The following is a 23,124-nucleotide window of genomic DNA, read 5'->3' as shown; positions in this document are numbered from 1 at the left end:
CATCCCGTGGCTTGACCACGGGATCCAGGAAAATAATAAAAAATACTAATAAATTTAGTATTTTTAACTGGATCCCGGGAACTTCGTCCCGGGATGACATCGAGATCTTTTTAAAAAATGTCCGGTACTATACTATTTACTACCAAATGAAGAAACGATTTTATTAATTAATGATTCAATATTAATTGCCGATTGAGTATATCTTATTTCTTCATTAGCCGCTAAATTTTCATCGTCATTACCTGGTACGATTGAAATATACTTACCTCCAAGTAATCCACTGGTGACTACTTGAGCTTTAGAATCTTTAGGTATTTTAACATCATCATTAATATTTAGATATACACTCGCATAAAAGCTATTTGGATCTAAAATAATTTTCTTTACAATACCGATTTTTATACCTGAAATCATTACGTCGCTTCCGACTGTTATCCCTTCCGCACTTTGGAAATTAGCAGTTACCTGATAACCTTTTGAGCTAGTTATAGAACTACCTGCTTTGTAGGCAAAAATCAAAAATAGCAAAGCAATAATTAATACTACAAAGCCGATAATTGTTTCAATAATATTCTGTTTCATTGTTTTTAATGTTATTTAGTTACGGTTGCCATCTATTATATTTAAGATTTGATATTTTAGATGATGTTTTAGCTGCTCTATTATTCTTTTGCCATGGAAAAAGTTGAATATTTTTTGGTATCTCATTTACTAAATGATGTAACCAAGCATGCCAACTTGGCGGAATTTTTGTAGGTTCATTTACATTTTTATAAATAACAAACCTCCTCGGACGCCCTAAATAATCAGTATTACGGCTTTCATAATATTGATTCAAAAACTCATCTTCTCCTACTTTTTTATGAAAAAAAGTAATAAAAAACTTATCTATCCACGACATTTTAAAATTTCTATAGCAGTTTGTTTTCCTTGCGCTGCAAGTTTATCGGCAGCAATATTACCGCTATTATTTGCATGACCTTTTACCCATTTCCAAATAATAGTATGTTTACTCAATTCTGCGTATAATTTTTGCCATAAATCAGCATTTTTAACAGGTTCATTGTTGCTTTTACACCAATTATTTTTTATCCAATTATGAATCCAAGCAGTAATTCCTTGTTGCAAATATTTACTATCGGTATAAATCTCAACATTACAAGATTTTTTCAAAATCCTCAATGCTTCAAGTGCGGCCATAATTTCCATACGATTATTAGTCGTATCTAACTCATACCCAAATATTTCTTTGCTAGTATCATTAAATTGAAGTAAAGCTCCCCATCCTCCAGGACCAGGATTACCTGCACATGCACCATCAGTATATATAACTACTTTTGAATCCATATATGGGCATTAACTAGGTTTGGGTTTAGAAGAGTTACGAAACTTATCTAACATTATAACATTTGGATTTGGAGATAATGAAGTTTTATAACTTTTATTATTACTTATTTCCTCTTCATGTTGATGATTTTCTTGTATATTTAACGACTGCTTAAAAGTTAGGCTGTAATTATTATTGGAATCAACAAAACTTATAAGTGCATCAAAAGGTACGTAAATTATTTCTTTAACACCGTCAAAACTTACTGTTAAAGAAAAGCCCGTATCATTTACTATTAAATTTTCAAACTGATATTGCAGTACTATTGTTATCTGTTTTGGATATGCTTGCCTAACTTTTAAGGGTAAAATTACCGCAGGGTTATCGGTTCTGTATGATATATATATTAACTGATCCCAATATAATTTTTCATGCTGAATTTTTGTTAGAATTTTTTTCACAAATTCTAGCATATATTCATTCACAAATTTTTTATATTCGGTATTCATATGAGAAAAATAAATAAAAATAGGTAGACGGAGTTTAATTTGGAAAAGAGCAAGGCATTTTATATTTTTTGACCGCAGCGTACATATTAGTACGTGAGGATCAAAAAATATGAAACAATGACGCTAATTTTTCAAATTAAACGAGTATACGCGAGGGTTTTTCTGTTGCCCGGCAAACCCCCAAGCCGCGTAAGGTTAAGCTGCTAAAGCTGCACCTACACGATTATTATCGTTTGCGTTTCTTTGTTTTGACCCATATGACAAAAGCCATCGGCGGAATCATCCCGAGTAAAAGCAATCTTTTTATTAGGCACGTCGATCCTATTTCGCCCCCAAAAAATACTCGATGAACTTCAAAAATTGGCTACGTCGTTCTACAAGATCTACGGTGCTCACGTATTAAGTATACGTTCCGCTCCTCGACTTGTGAACTCCTTGCTCTTTTTGAAGTTGATCTTCGCATTGCTAAGAAGTATTACATATTTAAACTTCTTTAAATAACGAAGCTAATAAAGAGGAATTTGAAGGAGACACGGAACGCAGAACCGCAGCGTACACTTGGTACGTGAGGATTCGAGTACCGGATCGACGTACAAATTACCTTTAGGAGCAAGTTATTTAGAAAGTTTTGGTGGAGGCGTCGGGTACTGCCCCCGAGTCCGCAACCTCTATTCTAAATTACGTTTATTACTATAGCTATTACTAGCACCAAATATTATGCCTTAATTTGATTAAAATGTAAAGGTTTTCTAGATTTATATTAAAAATATACTTATAATAAATGTTTAGACTTCTAAATTAAAAACTTATTATGCTACCAAATCTTGGAATTATCGCCGGCAGAGGTTCATTACCTTACTTAATAGCAGGTAACTATACAAAGCAAGGCGGTAATTGTTGTATAGCCGCAATTAAAGACGAAGCCGATATAGATCAAATTAAAAATTTTGAATATAAAGTTTTAAAAATCGGTATGGTCGGGGAAGCTATAAAATATTTCAAGGATAATGAAGTACAAAATATTATTTTTATAGGCGGAGTTAATAGACCGAATTTTAAAAATTTAGCCGTAGATAAAATAGGCGGTTTATTGCTTTTCAAAATACTTGGACAAAAAATTCGAGGGGATGATAGTTTGCTAAAAATAGTAGCGGATTTTTTTGAAAGTTACGGTTTTAAAGTAATTTCAAGTAATGAAATATATAAAAATCAACAATGTGACTCCAATATTATAACCGATACCACCCTTACGAGTTCAGATAAAAATGATATTGAGCTTGGAATACAAATATTAAATCATCTAAGTCCATTCGACATCGCACAATCTGTTATAGTTAAAAATGGCTACATACTTGGTATAGAGGCTGCCGAAGGGACGGATAATTTAATAGCAAGATGTACAGATTTACGTAAAAATCCTTATGGAGGAGTATTAGTAAAAATACCGAAATTAGGTCAAGATAATAGACTAGATATGCCAACGATTGGTCCTAATACTATAAAAAATCTTGCTAAATATAATTACAAAGGAGTAGCGATTCAGAAAAATAACGTAATTATAGTCGAAGAAGAATTAACTATAAAACTCGCTAATGAACATAAAATTTTTATAACAAAATGTTAGCAATAGGTATTACCGGTAGCTATGCTTCGGGCAAAACTTTTATTTTGGATTATTTAGCAGAAAAAGGATATAAAACTTTTTGTGCCGATAGATGTATAAAAGAATTATATCAAGATTTGAGCGTGCAAACTCAAATATTAAGATTATTACCTGAACTTGAGTATTTCAATATTGGAAAAATCAGTAATTTAATCTACAATAACGGCCTAGCTAGAGAAAAGCTGCAAAATTTTATTTATCCCCTACTAATAGATAAACTCATTTTATTTAAAAAAGAAAACGCTAATTCTAAATTTGGTTTTGCCGAAATACCACTGCTTTATGAAGCTAAATTTGATAAATATTTTGATTTTGTCGTAACAATACATTGTTCTGAAGAAATAAGAATGCAAAGAGCTATAACAAGATCTTCATTTGATATAGAAATTTATAATAAAATCAAAGAAATTCAACTGTCACAAGAGAGCAAAATAGCAAAAGCAGATTTTGCTATAAATAGCGGCGTTGATATGTTAGAGTTGGAAAAACAAATAGCCGAGTTAATTCTTGTTATTGCAAGGAAATTATAAGCTTGTTGTATAGCACTTATGTCATTCCCCCACCAGCAATAACGATTTTAAAAAATAATACAGGATTTGGAATGTCAAGTTTAAGAGAAATAATTTTAGATACCGAAACTACAGGACTTGACCCAAAAGGCGGTCACCGAATCGTCGAAATCGGTGCAATTGAGATGGTGAATAAGGTATTAACCGGCAGACATTTTCATTTTTATATTAATCCTGAGCGAGACATGCCGTTTGAGGCTTATAGAATTCATGGTATTTCCGGTGAGTTTTTAAAGGATAGGCCGTTGTTTCATACTATTGCCGATGATTTTTTAGAGTTTATCTCTGATAGTAAACTTATTATTCATAATGCTCCTTTCGATATTAGATTTCTAAATCATGAATTATCATTATTAAAAAGAGCTGAAATCAAACTTTTAGAACTGTCAAATGCTATCGATACTCTAGTTATGGCTCGAAGTATGCTTCCTGGAGCAAGATATAGTCTTGATGCTTTATGTAAAAGGTTTAAGGTTGATAATTCCGGAAGACAACTTCACGGTGCTTTGAAAGATGCAGCATTGCTTGCAGAAGTCTATGTAGAACTAACGGGCGGTAGACAATCTGCTTTTAAGATGATTGATAAATCTACCGAAATAAATAACTTAGCAACTAATCAAGTAAATAACAAAACAGAACAAGCTACTATTGTTATTAAACCTACTAAAGAAGAGCTGCAAAAACATAAAGAATTTATAAATAAGATTTTAATACCGGCTTGATTAATGTCATTCCTAGGCAGCGTTGCTTGCATGGCTCGAGAAAAGTGTTCGATGTCATTCCTGCGAAAGCAGGAATCCAGCATAAAGCGAGATAAATCGAGCTTTTAATTTCAAAAATTTGCAGTATTTAATATCTTTTTTCTGGATTCCCGCTTTCGCGGGAATGACATTGGATAATCATGACTAACAAAACTAATTTAACAAATTTCTTTGTACTTATAACCTTTATAATACTGATCTCTTTAGGCTTTTGGCAGCTTAGCCGCTTAAAAGAAAAGAAATTATTTTTAGCTTCAATGCAAACTAACCTAACCTCACCTGCAATTAATTTAGCAGAAATTCAAGACGGTTTACCTTATCACAAAGTAAAAATTACCGGTCAATTTTTGCCTAATAAAGACATATATTTATATGGCAGACGTTCAATGTCGAGTGAAAAAGACGGCTATTATTTAGTGACTCCCTTTAAAACTTTAGAAAATCAAATTATTTTAGTAGCACGAGGTTGGTTTAGTAATCGCAATAAAAATATGATTGCCCAAGCTACAAACGAGCATCCTCACGAGATTATCGGCGTTACTATGCCATCTGAAAAAACTCGTAGTTACTTACCTGCTAATGACGTTAAAAATAATGTGTGGCTAACGCTAGATTTAAAAGCTGCATCCGAAACTTTAGAGTTAAATCTAGAGAATTTTTATATTATCAAGGAAGGAAAAGACATTAGCAATCTAGATATTTTATTACCGCTTTCGATAAATCATTTAGCAGCTATTAGAAACGACCATTTAGAATACGCCCTAACTTGGTTTGGTCTTGCTATTTCCTTAATCGTAATATATGTGATTTATCGGCGTAATGTTATTCCTGTGTAGGTAGTTTATGTCATTCCCGCGAAAGCGGGAATCCAGTGCTTTAAGACTTTTTAAAAGCTCGATTTATCTCGTTTATGATGGATTCCCGCTTTCGCGGGAATGACATAAAATGATCCACACAATATAGAAAAAAAGAAATAATGAGTGATTTACAAAGGCAAGCATCCGATCCTAATTATTCCGTTTGGGTATCGGCGTCTGCCGGTACCGGTAAAACCAAAATCCTAACCGATCGATTTTTACGTTTGTTAATAACGGGCGTAGAGCCTTCAAATATTTTATGCCTTACTTTTACTAATGCTGCTGCTGTAGAGATGCAGGCAAGGATTAATAGCAAACTTCGGTCTCTTTCTCTTTGCAATGCAGAAAAACTAGAAGAAGAACTCTTCTTAATGACCGGCAATAAGCCGCTACCGCAAGAAATAGAAAACGCAAAAACCTTATACGATAAAATACTAAACAGCAATGAGCCTTTAAATATCTATACAATTCATGCTTTTTGTCAAAAAATTCTTAAAACTTTTCCTTTAGAAGCAGGCATAACACCGGAATTTAAAATTCTTGAAGAAACCAAGCTGCAAGATATTTTTCTAAATATCAGAAACGAAATTTACTTAAGCGATGAACATAACGACTTAATTAAAATTTTGCTGAACCGCTTTCATGAAATAACACTGCAAGATATTTTTACTGAAATAATCGAGCAGAAAATTAAATTCAAAAAGTTATTTACTCATAAAACTATTCTTGAAGAAATATACAATAAAAGATTAGCATTAGGAGAATTAAATAATATTTATGATAAGGTAAAAAACTTATTTCTAGAATATGATTTGGAAATAGAACCGAAAGAACTTTTTTTTACGAAAGACGGAGGAAAACGTAAAAGCCTTTTATCGAAAGAGTTAATAAGAAAATATCCTAAATTATTGCTAGAGTTAGAAAAAATTACCTCTGAAATTTACCGCTTGGATGAGCTACGTCGCATAGAGGAGCTAGAATATCATACAAACTTACTTACTAAACTTGCTCATATTATTTTAAAAAAATACGATTCATATAAAGAAGAAAATAATTTACTCGATTACGACGATTTAATTTACTACACCGAGAAATTACTGAATAATAAAACTACGCATGAATGGTTAGTACACAAACTTGAAAACGAGATAAATCATATTCTTGTTGATGAAGCCCAAGACACAAGCCCCCCGCAGTGGAATATTATCACTACTTTAATAACAGAATTTAATGCGGCAGATAGACAACAAAATGTCATACCGTGGCCTGACCACGGTATCCAGAACAAAATAAAAAAAGACTGGATCCCGCGATCAAGTCGCGGGATGACAATTTTCATAGTAGGCGACGATAAACAATCTATCTTCAGTTTTCAGGGGGCCGATCTTGCTAATTTCAGCTTAGTAAATGAGCAACTAAAAGCAAACCTTATAAGTGCTAATAAGAAATTCAAAAATATCACCCTTGAATATTCATATAGATCATGTGCAGAGATTTTACAATTTACTCATAATGTTTTGAAAAATATAAAATCTGATTACCCGAATTTATTCCTTTCAAATAATCCGTTTATATCCTCATTTCGTACACATCAAGGCTCTGTAACGGTATGGCCTTTAGTAACGAGTGAAAAACAAGAAGAGCTTTTTTGGGCATTGCCTGAAGATTATGAAAATTCTAAATCTGCCGCCGATTTGCTTATAGAAAAAATCGTAAATTTCATAAAAGAAAAAATAGAAAGCAAAGAAATCTTGCCATCTACTGGTAATATAACATCTGAAAGAGATTTTATGATATTAGTACGGAAAAGAGATGAATTTAGTAATAATCTTATAAAAGAGCTTAACAAAGCAAAGCTTAAAGTTGAGACAAGTGATAGGGTTAACCTTAAAGAAAATCTAACGATAATGGATTTAATTTCGGTAGCTAAATTTGTGTTATTACCTGAGAATGATTTAAACCTTGCAGGCTTACTAAAATCACCGATTATCGGCATGAGCGAGCAGCAATTATACGAACTTCTTGTAAATAAAAGTGATAATAGCTTATGGGATATACTCTCTTCTCATGAGAAAATATATAATAAGCTAGATTCTCTAATTGAGATTTATCAAATATCGACTGCCGAAGACTTCTTTGATTTAGTGGTGAATAACTTAAATTTACGAGAGATTTATGATTATGATAGCGATGAGATGATAAATGAGCTGTTAAAGTTAAGTAAAAATTATGCGAATGATATAGATAATTCTTTGCAAGGATTTGTTGCCTGGTTTGAAAATAACAACATTACAGTTAAACGTGATATGGAGCATTCGGACAAAATAAGAGTAATGACCGTACACGGCTCTAAAGGGCTTGAAGCACCGATCGTTATACTATGCGATTCTACTACTTTGCCGGTAAGCAGCAATAAATTTATTTGGGATGATAAAGGTGAAGCAGACCTCTTGCAAACGCCTGCTAATAAAGAGGAATTTGAAGGAAACACGGAACACAGCACCGCAGCATACACAAGCGTACGTGAGGATGCGAGTACCGGATTGACGTACAAATTACCTTTAGAAGCAAGTTATGCAAGAGGGCAGATGTTTTTTTCTGCTAATGCTGCCGATACTCCAGAATTTTTACAAACACTAAAAGAAGCTGAAAAACTAAAAGACTTACAGGAATATATAAGGCTACTCTACGTTGCGATGACGAGAGCTAAAGACCATCTAATTATATGCGGTTTTAGTAGTAAAGCTGCCACTCCTGAAAATTGTTGGTATGAAATGACTAAACAGATTTTCAATTAATAGTTGTTTAATTAAATATAATATGTTATTAAGGCGTGCATATAACTTAAAATAGCATATTATGTGGAATATTTTAGAATTTTTAATAGAGTTTAGAGAATTTTTAGAAAATAAAGCAACAATTAAGATAGAGAAATTTAAGCAATTACCGCCTTTACATGCCGCTGCCTCAGAAGGTAATATTTCAGATGTAAGAATATATTTACATAGAAAATGTGATGTAAACAAGCAAGATATTAAGGGTAAAACCCCCCTACATCATGCTTATGAAAAAGGTAATAAGGAAATAATAGAAGTACTGCTTCAATATCATGACATTGATACGAATATTCAAGATAATAAAGGTCATATCCCTGAGTATTATAATACCGAAAGACCAAATATGGCTATAAGCGGTATAACGCCAATACAAAAATTAGCTTTAGCAGCTTAACTCTCTACTCTCTACTGCGATTAAAAATGGGGGGATTACCAAATGAATTTTGTAGTTTAATGCTCTATGAGACTGTTAGATTCTCTCTTGGCACACAGGCTTCTATGACTTATATTTACCTGATTCAGTATAAAGAGGCCGATAAAAGACGTAGAAATGACTCCAGAGAAGCAGTTGCTTACAAAGTAGCATGGTCAGCCGCTGAAAAAAAATACCATAAAAATGATAAAGAACACTGGGTAGAGAAATAAATTATTAAAGAAACGTCGTAAAAGCTAATAATAGAGTTTTTTCTTGATTTATTATTAAAAGTCTATATATTAGCGATTTTTAATAATTTTGAAATATCTGATGTTCCTTTACCCTTCTATAAATTTAACTCAAGTAATTGAAACCAATGATCTTGATTTATTAAAAAGAATAATCAAACAAGATAAAGCTAACGTTATTAATAATATAAATGATCAAAAACTTCTGCATTTAGCAGTAAGAGAAGAGCATACAAACATAGTAAAATACTTACTTAAGAAAGGAGCTAATCCCAATATATTAGATCAACACGGGAACTCTATAGCTCATACTGCAATTATTGCAGAACATAAAGAACTAGCACTTAATATATTGAAACTGCGTAATCCTATAAATATCTATCAATTAACTCCGTTTAACTTTAATTTAGATGCTAAAAATAACAATAATAACGCATTAGTACATCTAGCAGCTAAAAAGGGGCATAAAGATATTGTAGAATTATTGCACTATTATAATGCAGAATTAAATATTTTAGATTTTCATGGTAACACAGCTGTTAATATTGCAGTACAAGAAGGGTGTCAAGATGTAGCAGCATATTTACTTAAGATAGGCGTCAATTCTAATATACCTGATCGTTACGGTAATACACCGTTATATTATGCAATTCAGAAAGAACAAAAATCTATGGAATTAATGCTCTTAAAGAATGGAGCTAATAATATTCTGCGGCCTATAGATAAAGATCATTCAGTACTATTTAAAGCAATCGTAGAAAATGATCATATAGAAATAATAAATATTTTGGATAATGAAGAGAGTAATATTAATACTAAAGAAATCTATAGCTATACCCCGCTACATTTTGCCGCTAATTATGGTAACTATTTTATAGTAGCATTATTACTTAGCTATGGAGCTAATCCTAATATACAAAATAATAATGGCGAAACTGCGTTACATTTTGCTGCCATGAATGGTTGTGTAAGAACTATAGAGTGTCTTATAAAAAGTGGGGCAATAATAGATAGTTTTGATAAGTTTGAGAGAACTCCTTTAGAACTTGTAATTAATAGCGGAAATACAGACGCAGTTAAGTTATTTTTACAATATGAAGCTACTATCAGTAATGCTCTAAGATCAATATCTAAATATACTAGTGAAGAATTAATAAATTTATTATATGCAGAACATACCTTACAAAAAATAAAAGAGGACACATGGGTAGTACAAAAAGTAGGGATGAGCTTTATTTCTATTAAACAAGAAGAAATACAACGTCTCTTAGAGTTTAAAAAAAGTGAATGGCAAAAAACTCTAGCACCATATAATATATTAGATAGAAATTTTCATAAATATCTAGATGCTTTATTTCATGTAAAAAAATATCATGATTATAAAGATGAAAAATTTAAACATAAGTTTTATGATGTTTATATTAATGCCGAAGCAGTTAATCAGCCTATTTTATCTTTAAAAATATTGTCGTTAAGTACAGTTAATAAATTCTTCCATATAGAGGAGGTGATTAACAATAGTATGATGCAAGATGTGTTTACTCAATGCGATATTAATTTATTAGGAAATGATTCCCCTACAGAAGAAGTCATATGATTTTATTATAAACAGCAATAATAATTGCATTATTAGACAAAAATACACAAAGTTACTAGATTTAAAAAATTGAATCCTTGAAATTCTTTAAGCCTATATGTATATTTAGGTATTAACTGAATTTAAGTTCTTATGAAATTAGCAAAATTATTAAGTGTCCTGTTCATTATAGGACTATCTTTAAGTGGCTGTAAAAGCAAAAAAAACAGCGATGACATAGTAGTTCCTATTCCTACTCTTTATAATGAAGGTCTTACTTTACTTGAGAAGAAAAAATATAAGAAAGCTGCAGAAGGGTTCGGAAGAGTATTTTACCAACATCCCGGTAATGAAATGACCCCGCAAGCTGAATTGATGCAAGGCTATTCTTTATTCCTTGCCGCTCAATATGAAGAAGCAATTGACGTGCTTGATATGTTCATTAATTTACATCCCGCAAATGTTGATATTGCTTATGCATATTATCTTAAAGCTCTATCATATTACATGTTAATTTCAGACGTAAACCATGATCAGTCTAGAACTTTCCTTGCTAAAGACAGCTTTGAAGACGTAATAGCAAAATTCCCTAATACCAAATATGCTATTGATTCATCTTTAAAAATTGACCTAGTAAACGATCATTTAGCAGGTAAAGAGATGACGGTAGGAAGGTTCTACTTAAAGAAAAAGAACCCTATGGCAGCTATTAATAGGTTTGAAGAGGTAATTGATAATTATCAAACTACTTCTCACTCGGTAGAAGCTCTTTACCGTTTAGCCGAAAGCTATATGATGCTTGGACTGCCGGATGAAGCAAAAAAATATGCCTCCGTGCTAGGTTACAACTACCCTGATAGTCAGTGGTATAGTTATGCATATAAGTTGGTTAAGTAATGCACGGCTCTTAAAAAAGCGTTTTATGTCATTCCCGCGTAGGCGGGAATCCAGCAATCTTTAATGTCATCCCGCAACTTGATTGCGGGATCTCAGGACACAGTCTATGATACAAGATCCCGTGGTCAAGCCACGGGATGACACCGAAAGGAACTGGATTCCCGCCTACGCGGGAATGACATAATGGCCATGCAATGCAGCTTTTTCAAATTCAGCGAGTATATAACTATGTTTCATAGTCTTTCAGTCAAGAACTTCATTCTGATAGACGAGCTGGAAATTGAGTTTAATAAAGGTTTATGCGTTATTACCGGTGAAACGGGAGCCGGTAAATCTATTTTACTTGATGCTATTTTATTTTGCCTAGGTTATAAAACTTCAAATAATATAATAAAGCGTGGAAAAGATTACGCTGTTGTTAATATAATATTCTCTTTAAATGAAGAAATAAAAAATTTTCTGATCCAAAATTTTATTGAGCCTGAAGATTCATTGCTTGTAAAATGTTTGCAGAAAGCTGAAGGACGAAAAAATTTTTTCATTAATAATCAAGTAGTTAATAAGGCTATCATGCAGCAATTAGCTACTCTTTTATTTGAACTTCATGGACAAAATAATAATATTTCTCTTCTAGAGGTAAATACGCAGCGTGATATTTTAGATAGTTACGGAAACCTTTTGGACTTTCGAGCAGAGCTTTCCAAATGTTATCAGACTTGGCAAGATACTCGGAAAGAAATTGCCGAAATAACACTTAAACAAAATTCTATAGACCAAGAAATTGAGTATTTAAGTTTTGCAACGGAAGAATTAATTAAATTAAACATTCAAATAGGCGAAGAAGCGAAACTCGCAAATATACGAAAAGATTTGCAAAATAAAGATAAGGATTTACAGCTAATAAAAGATATTCTAGAACAGATTAATAACCCTGAAATAAATACATCAATTAATAGAGCAGAAAAATTATTAGCAAGACAAAGCGATAATAAGCGTTTTGAAGCTATCGCTACAAATTTAGAAGAAGCCTATAATAATCTAGAAGAAGCACGCCAAGAATTATCAAATCTGTTAGATAGTTTTAATCATGAGGAATATAATCTCGAAGAAACAGAAGAAAGATTATTTTTAATAAAAGCTATTAGCCGTAAATATAATGTTCCCGCTGATGAGTTAGGTATATTTTTAGATAAATCTTTAGAACAGCTCGGTATATTAAAAAACAAAATAGCAAATAGCAATGAGTTAAAAGCTCAAGAAGTACTATTGCAGAAAAAATATTATGAACTAGCGAACGCTTTATCCGCAAAGCGTCTTATCGCTGCAAAACACCTAGAAGAATCATTGCATCAGGAGCTAAAACAGCTTAAAATGGCGAAAGCAATTTTTGAGATTGAAATAACTGCTAAAAAAGAACCGACATCCGGCGGTAATGATGATATTGTGTTTAAAGCTTCTACTAACCCAGGGATGGCAGCAGAAGCAATTAATAAAATCGCTTCCGGCGGTGAATTATCTAGGTTCATGTTAGCTTTAAAAACTTCTTTGTTTGATAAAATGGTAAAACAATCTATTATATTTGATGAAATAGATGTCGGGATTGGCGGAGAGGTTGCAGATAAAGTAGGTGAGAGATTAAAAAAGCTCAGTAGCGTTACTCAAGTAATCGTTATTACGCACCAGCCGCAAGTAGCAGGTAAAGCAGATTTGCATATAAAAGTTGAGAAAACACAGCTAGAGAAAGAAACAAAAGTAACGGTAAAAGCTTTAAATTTAGGTGAAAGACAAGAGGAGCTTGCCCGCATGATTTCAGGTAAAACAATTACCGAGGCAAGTTTAAAAGCGGCAAAGGAGTTGCTGCACTTGTAATGAACGTCATTGCGAGAAAATTGCATAGCAATTGACGAAGCAATCTCAGGATATTTGACGAGATTGCCACACAGGCTGCTCGCAATGACGATTAGGCCTCCATGCAGGCAACGTCACTCGGAAATGACATAGTAGGGAAAATATGAACAACTACACAAAATTAGAAAACGAATTTTCAACCATTTCTCATTTTAATAATATCCTGAGCATATTATACTGGGATGTCGCCGTAAATATGCCTATAGGTTCAGGAGAAAGTCGCAGTAACGAAATAGTAACTTTAACGTCGCTCGTTCATTCTATGCTCAAATCTCCTATGCTGAAAGAGCTACTTAGCAAGGCAAAAGAAGAATCAAAGAACCTTGACGATTGGCAAAATGCTAATATTAGAGAGATTGAGAGACAAATAATAGATGCGAATTGTATCGATGAGCAGCTACAAAAGAAATTGGTAGCTGCTACTACTAAAGCTGAACTTGTTTGGCGAGAAGCAAGAAAAAATAACGACTATAATTTATTCAAACCACACTTACAAAAAGTTTTAGATTATACGAAAGAAGTAGCAAAAGCACGAGCAGATGTTTTTAATTGCGGATTGTACGACTCATTAATAGATATGTTTGATCCAAGCAGAAAAAGTAGCGAGATCAAACAAGTTTTTTCAGTACTTAAAAACGAACTCCCACAACTTATAAATAAAGTTTTAGAAAAGCAAAAAAGCGAAAAAGAATTAGTAAAAAGCAGCGAGCTAGCTCCTGAGATGCAAAAGCGTATTGGAAAACGCATTATGGAAATTATGCAGTTTGACTCTAACAAAGGACGCTTAGACGAATCGACTCATCCTTTCTGCGGCGGCACGCCGAACGATATACGCTTAACTACTAGATATGACAAAGACAATTTCATAAGCGGTCTAATGGGAATTATTCACGAAACAGGACATGCTTTATATGAGCAGAATTTGCCAGAAATGTACAAAGGACAACCGGTAGGACGTGCTAAAGGTATGGCTTTCCATGAGAGTCAGTCTTTATTTATGGAGATGCAAGTAGGTAGATCAAGAGAATTTACGGAATTTTTAGCTAAATTACTTCGAGACGAATTTGCTTTTAAAAGCGAAGAATATTCAGCGGAAAATTTATATAGAGCAATGACAGGAGTTACGCCTGATTTTATAAGAGTGGATGCCGATGAAGTAACTTATCCGATGCATGTAATATTACGTTTTGAGATAGAGGAGCTGCTAATAGGCGGTGATTTGAATCTTGATGAATTACCAAACTTTTGGGATAGTAAGATGCAGGAATATTTAGGCGTTAAACCGGCAAGTTTCAGTAACGGCTGTCTTCAAGATATTCACTGGTCACATGGAAATTTCGGTTACTTTCCCGCCTATACAAACGGAGCAATTATCGCATCAATGGTGATGAAGAAAGTAAAACAGATACATCCGAGTATAAAAGATGATATATTAAAGGGTGATTTTAGTAATCTAAATAATTATCTGAATAAGAATTTTAGAAATCTCGGTTCGTTAAAAAACTCTGCTGATTTATTAAAGGTAGCAAGCGGTGAGGATAAGATTAACCCGGAAGTTTATATAAAATATTTAGATGGGAAATATTTATAATGTCATTTGACCGCGGTATCCATAAAAACAATTAAAAAATACTAATAATATTAGTATTTTTAACTGGATCCCGCGATCAAGTCGCGGGATGACACCAAAAAGGACTGGATTCCTGCTTTCGCAGGAATGACATATTATGTGCAATCAAACAATATAAACAAATAATATGGAAGAGTATTTAAAAAAAACAGGCTTTTTATTTGGCGGGAACGCTGTTTTTGTTGAAGAGCTATATAGGCTATATTTAAAAAATCCTGCTTTAGTTGATCAAACTTGGCAAGAATTTTTTGCTAAGCTCAAAGATAATAATGAAACTTTGCTTAATAAAAGTACGGCAAAAATAATTATTCCTGATGAAATAAAAAAAGAATCGTTAAATAACAATCTATCTTCTGAAAGCTTAAATAGTAGACATATTTCCAATAGTTTAAAAGCTAAAGAAATGATTAATGCCTATCGCAAGCATGCTCATTATTTAGCAAATCTTGATCCGCTTGGTCTTGAGATACGCAAAACAAAGAATGATTTAAAGCTTAATATAGAAACTTTTGGTCTTGATAGTAGCCAGTTAGAAGAAAATATCAATATTACGGATGAATTTGTCGGTAATTGGAACTGTAAATTATCTGCATTAGTTACTAAGCTCGATAAAGTTTATACAAATTCTATAGCTATAGAGTTTGAACAAATAGAAAATGTAGAAGAAAAAAACTGGTTATACAGTCAGCTAGAAAGCGAAACTATATTTTCTTCTGAAGACAAAAAAACTATCTTAACTGATTTAGTAGAAGTAGAAGGGTTTGAGCAGTATCTACATACAAAATTTCCTGGAGCTAAGCGTTTTTCTGTTGAGGGCGGAGATAGCACTATAGTTGCCATGAGCAAAGCTATTGACTTATCTATGAATTACGGCGTTGAAGAAATTGTCATCGGTATGGCACATCGAGGGAGGTTAAATACTCTGACTAAAGTAGTCGGTAAACCATATAAAGCCGTTATTGCAGGTTTTATAAGCGGTAGCGTATTCCCTGAGGAGCTAAATGTTTCGGGTGACGTAAAATATCACTTAGGCTATTCTTCTGATAGAGTCATAGGGGATAAGAAAATTCATTTATCATTAGCCGATAACCCTTCACATTTAGAAGCAGTAAATCCTATAGTTGCAGGGAAAGTAAGGGCTAAACAGGATATTCTTGGAGATACTAAACGCAGTAAAGTTAAGGCTATTTTAGTGCATGGGGATGCTGCTTTTTGTGGTCAAGGCGTGGTTGCAGAGTGCTTATCGATGTCACCGCTCGCTGCTTATGATATCGGCGGAATATTGCATTTTGTCATTAACAATCAATTAGGTTTCACGGCAAATGCTGCGGATACTCGGGCTAGTAGATATTCTACGGAGTTTGCTAAAATCATAGCTGCTCCGATTTTACACGTTAACGGCGATGATATAGAAGCAGTGTTAAAAGCAACCAATATTGCGGTAGAATACAGGCAGAAATTCGGCAAAGATGTTGTAGTGGAAATTATTTGTTACCGCAAATATGGGCATAATGAGGGCGATGAGCCGATGTATACACAAGGAAAAATGTATAACATTATTAAAAGCAAACCAACGCCCGGAAATATTTATGCAAATGAGCTAGTAAAAAGCGGTATAATTGATAATAATTATTTTCCTAAATTAAAAGAAGAATTTAAAGCAAAGCTAGACAAAGAGTTTGAGCAAGCGAAGAATTATAAGCCAGAAGCACATTTCTTAGGCGGGTTATGGCAAGGTATTTCTCGTACTTGTACCAAAGTTGCAATAACGGGTGTTAGTAAAAAAGCCTTGCAAGATTTAGGAACTAAACTATGCGAGATACCGAAAAATTTTGCCGTTAATCCAAAACTTATAAAATTATTTGATGCTCGAAAAACTACTCTAACGACTGATCAACCTATTGATTGGGCGACGGCTGAGCAGCTAGCCTTTGCCACGCTGCTTAACGCTGGGACGTATATAAGATTAACGGGACAAGACTGCGGACGCGGTACTTTCTCACATCGTCATTCAGTATTGCACAACCAAATTGACGATACTACCTATATACCTCTAAATAATTTATCTAAGACCCAAGCAAAATACGAGGTAGCCGATAGTAATTTATCGGAATATGCGGTGCTTGGTTTTGAGTATGGTTATTCGTTAGCAAATCCAAAAAATTTAGTTTTATGGGAAGCACAATTCGGTGATTTTGCTAATGGAGCTCAGATTATTTTTGACCAGTTTATTTCAAGCAGCGAAACTAAATGGCTTCGTATGAGTGGGCTTGTGGTACTACTTCCGCACGCATTTGAGGGGCAAGGACCGGAGCATAGCTCGGCAAGACTTGAGAGATTCTTACAATTAGCCGCAGAGGATAATATGTATGTTACATATCCAACTACTCCGGCTTCGATTTTCCATCTGCTACGTCGCCAAATACTTGATGATACCCGTAAACCGTTAATTGTAATGTCGCCAAAATCGTTATTACGTCATAAATATGCCGTATCTAAACTTGATGAGCTAGGCGAAAATACTACTTTCCTACCGGTTTTAGATGAAATAAATAAAGTAGATGCAAACAATATTACTAAAGTAATTTTATGTAGCGGCAAGGTGTATTATGATCTATTTGAAATGCGTGGCAATAATAGTAATATAGTAGTTGTCAGGCTTGAGCAATTATACCCTTTTGAAAAAAAACTTGTAGCATCGCTATTAAAAAAATATAATAAAGCCGTGGATTTTATTTGGTGTCAGGAAGAACCAAAGAATATGGGAGCTTGGCGTTATATAATTTCTCACTTAAATGATGCTTTAAAAGAAGCAGGAATTAATAACGAATTTAAATATGTAGGCAGAGAGGAATCAGCTTCTCCGGCAGTAGGTTCGCTGCAAGTACATAATAAACAGCAGGATAAGCTATTAAGAGAAGCATTAAAGGTGTGAATATTGTGGTTCTTAATGTCATTCCCGCGTAGGCGGGAATCCTCCATTGTCATACCGCGACTTGATCGCGGTATCCAAAAATACAACTTAAAAATACTAAAATTTTAGTATTTTTAACTGGACCCCGTGGTCAAGCCACGGGGTGACACAGTGGATTTTACCGGTCCACGCAACAATGCCACGCGGGAATGACATAGGAATCGTATTTTTAGGAGTAAAATAAATTATGAGTGTTAAAATAATAGTACCGTCACTTGGGGAGTCCGTAACGGAAGCGACTATTGCCAAGTGGTATAAGAAAGAAGGTGATTCAGTTAAAACCGATGAATTACTGTTAGAAATTGAATCTGAGAAAGTAACTTTAGAAGTTAATGCTCCTTGCAGTGGTACTATAGGTAAAATATCGAAAACTGACGGTGCAAATGTGCTAGTTGGCGAAGAAATAGGCGAAATAAATGAAGGAGCGGTTGCAAGTACTGCAAGTAGCAATAATGAAGCTCCTAAACCTCAACCGGTAGCACAACCTACTTCAGAAAAGCCTGTAGAAAAACCTGCCGTGGCTAATAATACTCTTGCTCCTTCCGTGCAGAAATTAGTTACCGAAAATAAGCTTGATTCAAATAATATAAAAGGAACAGGCAGAGACGGTAGAATTACCAAAGGCGATGTGCTTGAAACACTAAACGCCCCAGCTACCGCTACTCCTAATCCTACAGTAAACAAAACTAACGAAGATAGAGTACAGCGTGTTCGCATGTCACGCTTGCGTAAAACTATTGCACAGCGTTTAAAGGATTCACAAAATACGGCAGCTATTTTGACTACTTTTAACGAAATCGATATGTCAAAAGTAATTGCCTTGCGTAATCAATATAAAGAAGAATTTGAGAAAAAGCACGGCGTAAAACTTGGGTTTATGTCTTTCTTTGTTAAAGCAACCGTTGAAGCTTTAAAGCTTATTCCTTCGGTAAATGCTGAAATTGACGGCGATGATTTAGTATATAAAAATTATTACGATATAGGGGTAGCGGTCGGGACAGAGCAAGGGCTTGTTGTACCTGTCGTTAGAGATGCCGATAAAATGGGCTTTGCCGAAGTAGAGAAAGCTATAGGTGTTTTAGCTAAAAAAGCTCGTGAAGGTAAGCTTTCTATGGCTGATTTGTCAGGAGGGACATTCTCGATTTCCAACGGAGGGGTATATGGATCATTATTATCCACGCCGATTATTAATCCGCCTCAATCAGGTATTTTAGGCTTACATAAAACCGAAGAGCGAGCTGTGGTCATAGACGGTAAAATTGAAGTACGCCCGATGATGTATATAGCTTTATCTTATGATCATCGTATAATTGATGGAAAAGAAGGAGTATCATTTTTAGTAAAAATTAAGCAACTTATTGAGAATCCTGAAAAGTTATTGTTAAATTTGTAGTATACTCGTCTACTAAGTCTTCTTTATCAATTCTTCATTTGCTCGGAGTTATAATTAATGATAAAATGTACTCGTCGCATTGAATTCGATGCAGGACATAGAATTATTGGACATCAAAATAAATGTCAGTTTTTACATGGTCATCGTTATGTTCTTGAGATAACTATAGCCGCGAACGAAACCGATAAACTCGGTATGGTAATCGATTTTGGTCTAATTAAAGATTTGGCTAAAAAATGGATTGACGAAAATTTTGATCATAGCTTAATCCTACATCAAGATGATAAGGAAATGGGGCGGCAAATAGAAAATTGTACCGGTCAAAAAATATATTACATGCGAAATAACCCGACTGCAGAAAATATAGCGACGCATTTAAAAAATGAAATTTTTCCTAAGCTTTTCGTAAATCAAAATTTTTTCGTCGCTAGCCTTAAATTATTTGAAACGCCTAATTGTTTTGTTGAGGTTTAGAAGTGCAGGCTTATTGTTTAATTTTAACCACTACTAATGATTTGCAAATTGCCGAAAAAATAGCATCTGTTTTGTTAGAATCAAACATTGCTGCTTGCATTCAAATTGACGATGTCAAAAGTTACTTTAGATGGGATGGTAGAGTAACTTTAGAAACCGAATATAGACTTGTAATTAAAGCAAAAACTTCTAATTATAATGAAATTGAAAATAAACTCCTTGAAATTCATAATTATGAATTACCGCAAATAATAAAAATAAATATTGACTATGGCTTTCAAAAGTACTTAGAATGGATTGACCGAAATGGTAAATAAACTTATAGTTGAACAAATTTTAAAATTAAGTAAGTAAATTATGAAATTATGGCAAAAAGTTACCTTAGGGTTAATCTTAGGTATTATATTTGGTATATACTTACCACAATATGTTAATTATATTAAACCTATCGGTGACATTTTCTTACGTTTGATAAAAATGATCATTGCCCCTTTAATTTTCTTCAGTTTGGTTTCCGGTATCACTAGCATGAATGATACTTCCGCACTCGGTAGAGTAGGAATGAAAGCGGTAGCAGCTTTTTTAGGTACTACTTTTTTTGCCACGGTTTTTGGACTCACTGTTGCTTTAGTATTAAAGCCTGGAGTAGGCATACATATAGATTTCACCTCTTCAGGAACGGCAAGCAGAACTTCATTTAATATAATTGATTTTTTTGTAAATATCGTCCCTGATAATGCTGTTGGGGCTTTTGCAAACGGTGATGTCTTGCAAGTTGTATTTTTTGCTATTTTTGTTGGGATTACCTTAAACAAAATGAAGTCTATCGGTGAACCTATTACTGATTTAATTCATGTCATGTCAAAATTAATATTAAAAATGATATCGTTTGTTATTCAATTATCCCCTTACGGTGCTTTTGCCTTAACAGGCTGGATTGTAGGTATGCAGGGAGTTGAGGTAATGATTAGTTTATCAAAACTTGTTGTAGCGGTAGTTGTGGCAATGACATTCCAATATTTAGTTTTTGGCTTACTTATATATGTATTCTGCCGTGTTTCCCCTATACCTTTTTATAAGAAAAGTTTTGAGTATCAGATACTTGCTTTTTCTACTTCAAGTAGTAAAGCAACTCTTGCAACTACTATGCAAGTTTGTCGTGAAAAGCTTGGCATTTCAGAGTCTAGTACTTCATTCGTACTTCCGATAGGTGCGTCAATTAATATGGACGGCTTTGCTATAAATTTATCTCTTACTACTATATTCTTTGCTCAGATGATGGGAGTAACGCTTGCTCCTCACGACTATTTAGTAATTATTCTCACTTCAACACTTGGATCTATCGGCGGCGCCGGTATTCCCGGTGCCTCTTTGATAATGCTTCCTATGGTTCTTTCTTCGGTTCACTTACCTATAGAGGGAGTAGCAATTATTGCCGGTATTGACCGAATACTTGATATGCTCCGTACTACCATCAATATTACCGGCGATGCAACAATTACTATGATTATAGATAACAGCGAAGATACTTTAGATAAGGAAGTATATTTGTCTTAATACTCATCGACATTCCAAGCTAATTATGTCATTCCTGCGAAAGCAGGAATCTAGTTTTTTAAGCTTTTTTAAAAGCTCGATTTATCTCGCTTTACCCTATTCCTGCTTTCGCGGGAATGACACCTATCCATGCAACAATGCTCGCTCGTAATGACGGCTTGGGTATTAACACAACAACACTATATCCTATTCATTTACTTGAAGTATAGTTATCAAGATTTCTTTTCTTATTTTCAATTTTTAATTTAAAAAAGCTGTTGACTTTGGAATCTAAAGTATGTATTACAATAGCTATATTAACTTAGGATTGGAAATATATGTTAAATTTTCTAAATAATACCGCACCACCAAAGAGATTCGTATCTATAAATAATAGAGCTTCAACAAGCGATTTACCTGAATCATTTTGGCATTCTATCGCCGAAAATAGCTGTGATATTAATTGGAAAAATATACCATTACAAAAAAGTCCTTTTCAGATTGTCACTACTCAAGGTTTAATTCAAGAATTAAAGCCCAAGACCATAATTGAATTTGGAAGTTTTAAAGGGGCTTCTGCCCTTTGGTTAGCGGACATACAAAGTTTATCGGTAAAAGACGGTAAAGTTATTAGTATAGATATCGATTTTGAAAATATTGATCAAACTGTAAAAGAAGATAATAGAATAGAATTTTTACAAGACGATTCTAATAAAGTAGAAGCGATATTCCCAAAAGAAAAAATATCTGAGATAGTACACCCTATACTTTTAATAGAAGATGCTCATATTAATACTATAGGTATTTTAGAATATTTTCATAATAATATCTTTGAAGAAGGGGGCTATTTCATCATTGAAGATACTAATATTGATTATAATAATGCGTGCTATGATGTTTGGAGGAAAACTTTAGATGAAAAAACTTGTATAGCAAAATTAGAAAATTTAAACAATAAAATCGTTAAATTAACTGGCTGGTTGAAAGAAAAAAAAGATTTATATTTAGTAGATACAAAATATGTAGATCCTTTCGGTATTATTAATGCTTCTAAAAATTGGAACTCAGTTATAAAAAAGATTTAAAGATACTGACTGTGTATTATGAGAAAGGAAATTTATCTAAAAAATTTTAATATTAATAGCGATAAGGTTTTAAACAATTTTACTAAAAATCCATATAAATCTACTGTATTTTTTAAAAACTTTTTAGAAACAAAATATGTAAATTATGCAAAAGAAATTAAATATGCCGTAAATAATAATGCAGAAATTATACATATAAAAACTATCGATCAAAAAATTATAATATAATTACTCCTTATGATGGTGAGGTACGGGTTAGCGGAATAGAAGAACTAATTTGTCATATGTATGGAGTAATAGGGGTAATCGGTAGTTTTCCTATGGTAATCCCCCCATTTTTAATCGCAGTAGAGAGTAGAGAGTTAAGCTGCTAAAGCTAATTTTTGTATTGGCGTTATACCGCTTATAGCCATATTTGGTCTTTCGTTATTATAAGACCAAAGCCATTTAGTGGCAAGATCTTGT

The 23,124-nt window shown here is 33.4% G+C and carries 22 protein-coding genes, 1 other RNA gene and 1 pseudogene; 18 read left to right on the top strand and 6 right to left on the bottom strand.

Annotated features, from left to right (window positions below; translation table 11 throughout):
- Nucleotides 1-132: 132 nt before the first annotated feature.
- The 5 genes from mlaD to ssrA all read right to left on the bottom strand — a co-directional run bounded on the left by mlaD (nt 133) and on the right by ssrA (nt 2,583).
- A complete protein-coding gene (mlaD, locus tag AC1Z7D_RS01080; RefSeq protein ID WP_482601340.1) occupies nt 133-582 on the bottom strand; it encodes an outer membrane lipid asymmetry maintenance protein MlaD in 450 nt (149 codons plus the stop codon).
- A 19-nt stretch (nt 583-601) separates the two neighbouring features.
- Nucleotides 602-901 carry an NADH-ubiquinone oxidoreductase subunit NDUFA12 family protein gene (locus AC1Z7D_RS01075; RefSeq protein WP_482601339.1) on the bottom strand — a complete coding sequence of 100 codons (300 nt, stop codon included), beginning with the start codon at nt 899-901 and terminating at the stop codon, nt 602-604.
- Entirely contained in the window at nt 889-1,347 is a 459-nt protein-coding gene (rnhA, locus tag AC1Z7D_RS01070) for a ribonuclease HI (RefSeq protein WP_482601338.1), read from the bottom strand. Before rnhA ends, AC1Z7D_RS01075 begins: the two co-directional genes overlap by 13 nt.
- Before the next feature lie 9 nt (nt 1,348-1,356).
- Nucleotides 1,357-1,836, bottom strand: a complete 480-nt coding sequence (locus AC1Z7D_RS01065) for a ClpXP protease specificity-enhancing factor SspB (RefSeq protein ID WP_482601337.1) — start codon at nt 1,834-1,836, stop codon at nt 1,357-1,359.
- Nucleotides 1,837-1,987: 151 nt separating this feature from the next.
- Nucleotides 1,988-2,583: a transfer-messenger RNA gene (ssrA, locus tag AC1Z7D_RS01060) on the bottom strand.
- 64 nt (nt 2,584-2,647) lie between these two features.
- Between ssrA and AC1Z7D_RS01055 the strand changes: the two genes are divergently transcribed.
- From AC1Z7D_RS01055 to recN, 10 genes are all read left to right on the top strand, one after another.
- Complete coding sequence (locus AC1Z7D_RS01055; RefSeq protein WP_482601336.1) at nt 2,648-3,460, top strand: LpxI family protein; 813 nt, start codon at nt 2,648-2,650, stop codon at nt 3,458-3,460.
- Nucleotides 3,454-4,029, top strand: coding sequence for a dephospho-CoA kinase (gene coaE, locus AC1Z7D_RS01050; protein ID WP_482601335.1), 576 nt, complete (start codon nt 3,454-3,456; stop codon nt 4,027-4,029). The genes AC1Z7D_RS01055 and coaE overlap by 7 nt, the downstream gene beginning before the upstream one ends.
- A 71-nt stretch (nt 4,030-4,100) precedes the next feature.
- Complete coding sequence (gene dnaQ, locus AC1Z7D_RS01045) at nt 4,101-4,790, top strand: DNA polymerase III subunit epsilon (RefSeq protein ID WP_482601334.1); 690 nt, start codon at nt 4,101-4,103, stop codon at nt 4,788-4,790.
- 179 nt (nt 4,791-4,969) lie between these two features.
- Nucleotides 4,970-5,665 (top strand): SURF1 family protein, encoded by a 696-nt coding sequence (locus AC1Z7D_RS01040; protein WP_482601333.1) that lies wholly within the window; start codon nt 4,970-4,972, stop codon nt 5,663-5,665.
- 140 nt (nt 5,666-5,805) lie between these two features.
- Nucleotides 5,806-8,484, top strand: coding sequence for a UvrD-helicase domain-containing protein (locus AC1Z7D_RS01035; RefSeq protein WP_482601332.1), 2,679 nt, complete (start codon nt 5,806-5,808; stop codon nt 8,482-8,484).
- Between the two features lie 61 nt (nt 8,485-8,545).
- Nucleotides 8,546-8,917, top strand: a complete 372-nt coding sequence (locus AC1Z7D_RS01030) for an ankyrin repeat domain-containing protein (protein ID WP_482601331.1) — start codon at nt 8,546-8,548, stop codon at nt 8,915-8,917.
- Between the two features lie 26 nt (nt 8,918-8,943).
- A complete protein-coding gene (locus AC1Z7D_RS01025) occupies nt 8,944-9,168 on the top strand; it encodes a ChaB family protein (protein ID WP_482601330.1) in 225 nt (74 codons plus the stop codon).
- Nucleotides 9,169-9,268: 100 nt separating this feature from the next.
- A complete protein-coding gene (locus tag AC1Z7D_RS01020; protein ID WP_482601329.1) occupies nt 9,269-10,783 on the top strand; it encodes an ankyrin repeat domain-containing protein in 1,515 nt (504 codons plus the stop codon).
- A 132-nt stretch (nt 10,784-10,915) separates the two neighbouring features.
- Nucleotides 10,916-11,659, top strand: coding sequence for an outer membrane protein assembly factor BamD (locus AC1Z7D_RS01015; RefSeq protein WP_482601328.1), 744 nt, complete (start codon nt 10,916-10,918; stop codon nt 11,657-11,659).
- Between the two features lie 228 nt (nt 11,660-11,887).
- Entirely contained in the window at nt 11,888-13,528 is a 1,641-nt protein-coding gene (gene recN / locus AC1Z7D_RS01010; protein WP_482601327.1) for a DNA repair protein RecN, read from the top strand.
- On the opposite strand, the pseudogene AC1Z7D_RS01005 reads toward recN, so the two are convergent.
- Nucleotides 13,524-13,678: pseudogene (locus AC1Z7D_RS01005) on the bottom strand (polysaccharide polymerase); the annotation flags it as partial. The gene recN and the pseudogene AC1Z7D_RS01005 overlap by 5 nt on opposite strands.
- Between AC1Z7D_RS01005 and AC1Z7D_RS01000 the strand changes: the two are divergent.
- The 8 genes from AC1Z7D_RS01000 (at nt 13,671) to AC1Z7D_RS00965 (ending at nt 22,887) form a co-directional block, all read left to right on the top strand.
- Entirely contained in the window at nt 13,671-15,158 is a 1,488-nt protein-coding gene (locus AC1Z7D_RS01000) for a carboxypeptidase M32 (RefSeq protein WP_482601326.1), read from the top strand. The pseudogene AC1Z7D_RS01005 and the gene AC1Z7D_RS01000 sit on opposite strands and share 8 nt — an antisense overlap.
- Nucleotides 15,159-15,324: 166 nt before the next feature.
- A complete protein-coding gene (locus AC1Z7D_RS00995; RefSeq protein ID WP_482601325.1) occupies nt 15,325-18,132 on the top strand; it encodes a 2-oxoglutarate dehydrogenase E1 component in 2,808 nt (935 codons plus the stop codon).
- A 226-nt stretch (nt 18,133-18,358) separates the two neighbouring features.
- Nucleotides 18,359-19,564 carry a 2-oxoglutarate dehydrogenase complex dihydrolipoyllysine-residue succinyltransferase gene (gene odhB / locus AC1Z7D_RS00990; RefSeq protein ID WP_482601324.1) on the top strand — a complete coding sequence of 402 codons (1,206 nt, stop codon included), beginning with the start codon at nt 18,359-18,361 and terminating at the stop codon, nt 19,562-19,564.
- Nucleotides 19,565-19,621: 57 nt separating this feature from the next.
- On the top strand, nt 19,622-20,038 hold the full coding sequence (locus AC1Z7D_RS00985; RefSeq protein WP_482601323.1) for a 6-pyruvoyl trahydropterin synthase family protein: 417 nt from the start codon (nt 19,622-19,624) through the stop codon (nt 20,036-20,038).
- 2 nt (nt 20,039-20,040) lie between these two features.
- Complete coding sequence (gene cutA, locus AC1Z7D_RS00980) at nt 20,041-20,355, top strand: divalent-cation tolerance protein CutA (RefSeq protein ID WP_482601322.1); 315 nt, start codon at nt 20,041-20,043, stop codon at nt 20,353-20,355.
- 40 nt (nt 20,356-20,395) lie between these two features.
- Nucleotides 20,396-21,595, top strand: coding sequence for a dicarboxylate/amino acid:cation symporter (locus AC1Z7D_RS00975; protein ID WP_482601321.1), 1,200 nt, complete (start codon nt 20,396-20,398; stop codon nt 21,593-21,595).
- Between the two features lie 317 nt (nt 21,596-21,912).
- On the top strand, nt 21,913-22,659 hold the full coding sequence (locus AC1Z7D_RS00970; protein ID WP_482601320.1) for a CmcI family methyltransferase: 747 nt from the start codon (nt 21,913-21,915) through the stop codon (nt 22,657-22,659).
- 18 nt (nt 22,660-22,677) lie between these two features.
- Complete coding sequence (locus AC1Z7D_RS00965) at nt 22,678-22,887, top strand: hypothetical protein (protein WP_482601319.1); 210 nt, start codon at nt 22,678-22,680, stop codon at nt 22,885-22,887.
- Nucleotides 22,888-23,124 lie beyond the last annotated feature (237 nt).

The organism is Rickettsia sp. (genome assembly GCF_965035265.1).
This window is presented reverse-complemented; position numbering and strand designations above follow the sequence as displayed.

Coding starts and splice junctions, on each gene's coding strand:
- AC1Z7D_RS00970 (WP_482601320.1), top strand. CDS start 21,913: ATGTTAAATTTTCTAAATAATACCGCACCACCAAAGAGATTCGTATCT.
- AC1Z7D_RS01030 (WP_482601331.1), top strand. CDS start 8,546: ATGTGGAATATTTTAGAATTTTTAATAGAGTTTAGAGAATTTTTAGAA.
- AC1Z7D_RS00995 (WP_482601325.1), top strand. CDS start 15,325: ATGGAAGAGTATTTAAAAAAAACAGGCTTTTTATTTGGCGGGAACGCT.
- mlaD (WP_482601340.1), bottom strand. CDS start 582: ATGAAACAGAATATTATTGAAACAATTATCGGCTTTGTAGTATTAATT.
- AC1Z7D_RS00975 (WP_482601321.1), top strand. CDS start 20,396: ATGAAATTATGGCAAAAAGTTACCTTAGGGTTAATCTTAGGTATTATA.
- AC1Z7D_RS01000 (WP_482601326.1), top strand. CDS start 13,671: ATGAACAACTACACAAAATTAGAAAACGAATTTTCAACCATTTCTCAT.
- rnhA (WP_482601338.1), bottom strand. CDS start 1,347: ATGGATTCAAAAGTAGTTATATATACTGATGGTGCATGTGCAGGTAAT.
- dnaQ (WP_482601334.1), top strand. CDS start 4,101: ATGTCAAGTTTAAGAGAAATAATTTTAGATACCGAAACTACAGGACTT.
- odhB (WP_482601324.1), top strand. CDS start 18,359: ATGAGTGTTAAAATAATAGTACCGTCACTTGGGGAGTCCGTAACGGAA.
- AC1Z7D_RS01040 (WP_482601333.1), top strand. CDS start 4,970: ATGACTAACAAAACTAATTTAACAAATTTCTTTGTACTTATAACCTTT.
- AC1Z7D_RS01065 (WP_482601337.1), bottom strand. CDS start 1,836: ATGAATACCGAATATAAAAAATTTGTGAATGAATATATGCTAGAATTT.
- AC1Z7D_RS01035 (WP_482601332.1), top strand. CDS start 5,806: ATGAGTGATTTACAAAGGCAAGCATCCGATCCTAATTATTCCGTTTGG.
- coaE (WP_482601335.1), top strand. CDS start 3,454: ATGTTAGCAATAGGTATTACCGGTAGCTATGCTTCGGGCAAAACTTTT.
- AC1Z7D_RS01075 (WP_482601339.1), bottom strand. CDS start 901: ATGTCGTGGATAGATAAGTTTTTTATTACTTTTTTTCATAAAAAAGTA.
- AC1Z7D_RS01015 (WP_482601328.1), top strand. CDS start 10,916: ATGAAATTAGCAAAATTATTAAGTGTCCTGTTCATTATAGGACTATCT.
- AC1Z7D_RS01055 (WP_482601336.1), top strand. CDS start 2,648: ATGCTACCAAATCTTGGAATTATCGCCGGCAGAGGTTCATTACCTTAC.
- AC1Z7D_RS00985 (WP_482601323.1), top strand. CDS start 19,622: ATGATAAAATGTACTCGTCGCATTGAATTCGATGCAGGACATAGAATT.
- AC1Z7D_RS01025 (WP_482601330.1), top strand. CDS start 8,944: ATGGGGGGATTACCAAATGAATTTTGTAGTTTAATGCTCTATGAGACT.
- AC1Z7D_RS01020 (WP_482601329.1), top strand. CDS start 9,269: ATGTTCCTTTACCCTTCTATAAATTTAACTCAAGTAATTGAAACCAAT.
- AC1Z7D_RS00965 (WP_482601319.1), top strand. CDS start 22,678: ATGAGAAAGGAAATTTATCTAAAAAATTTTAATATTAATAGCGATAAG.
- recN (WP_482601327.1), top strand. CDS start 11,888: ATGTTTCATAGTCTTTCAGTCAAGAACTTCATTCTGATAGACGAGCTG.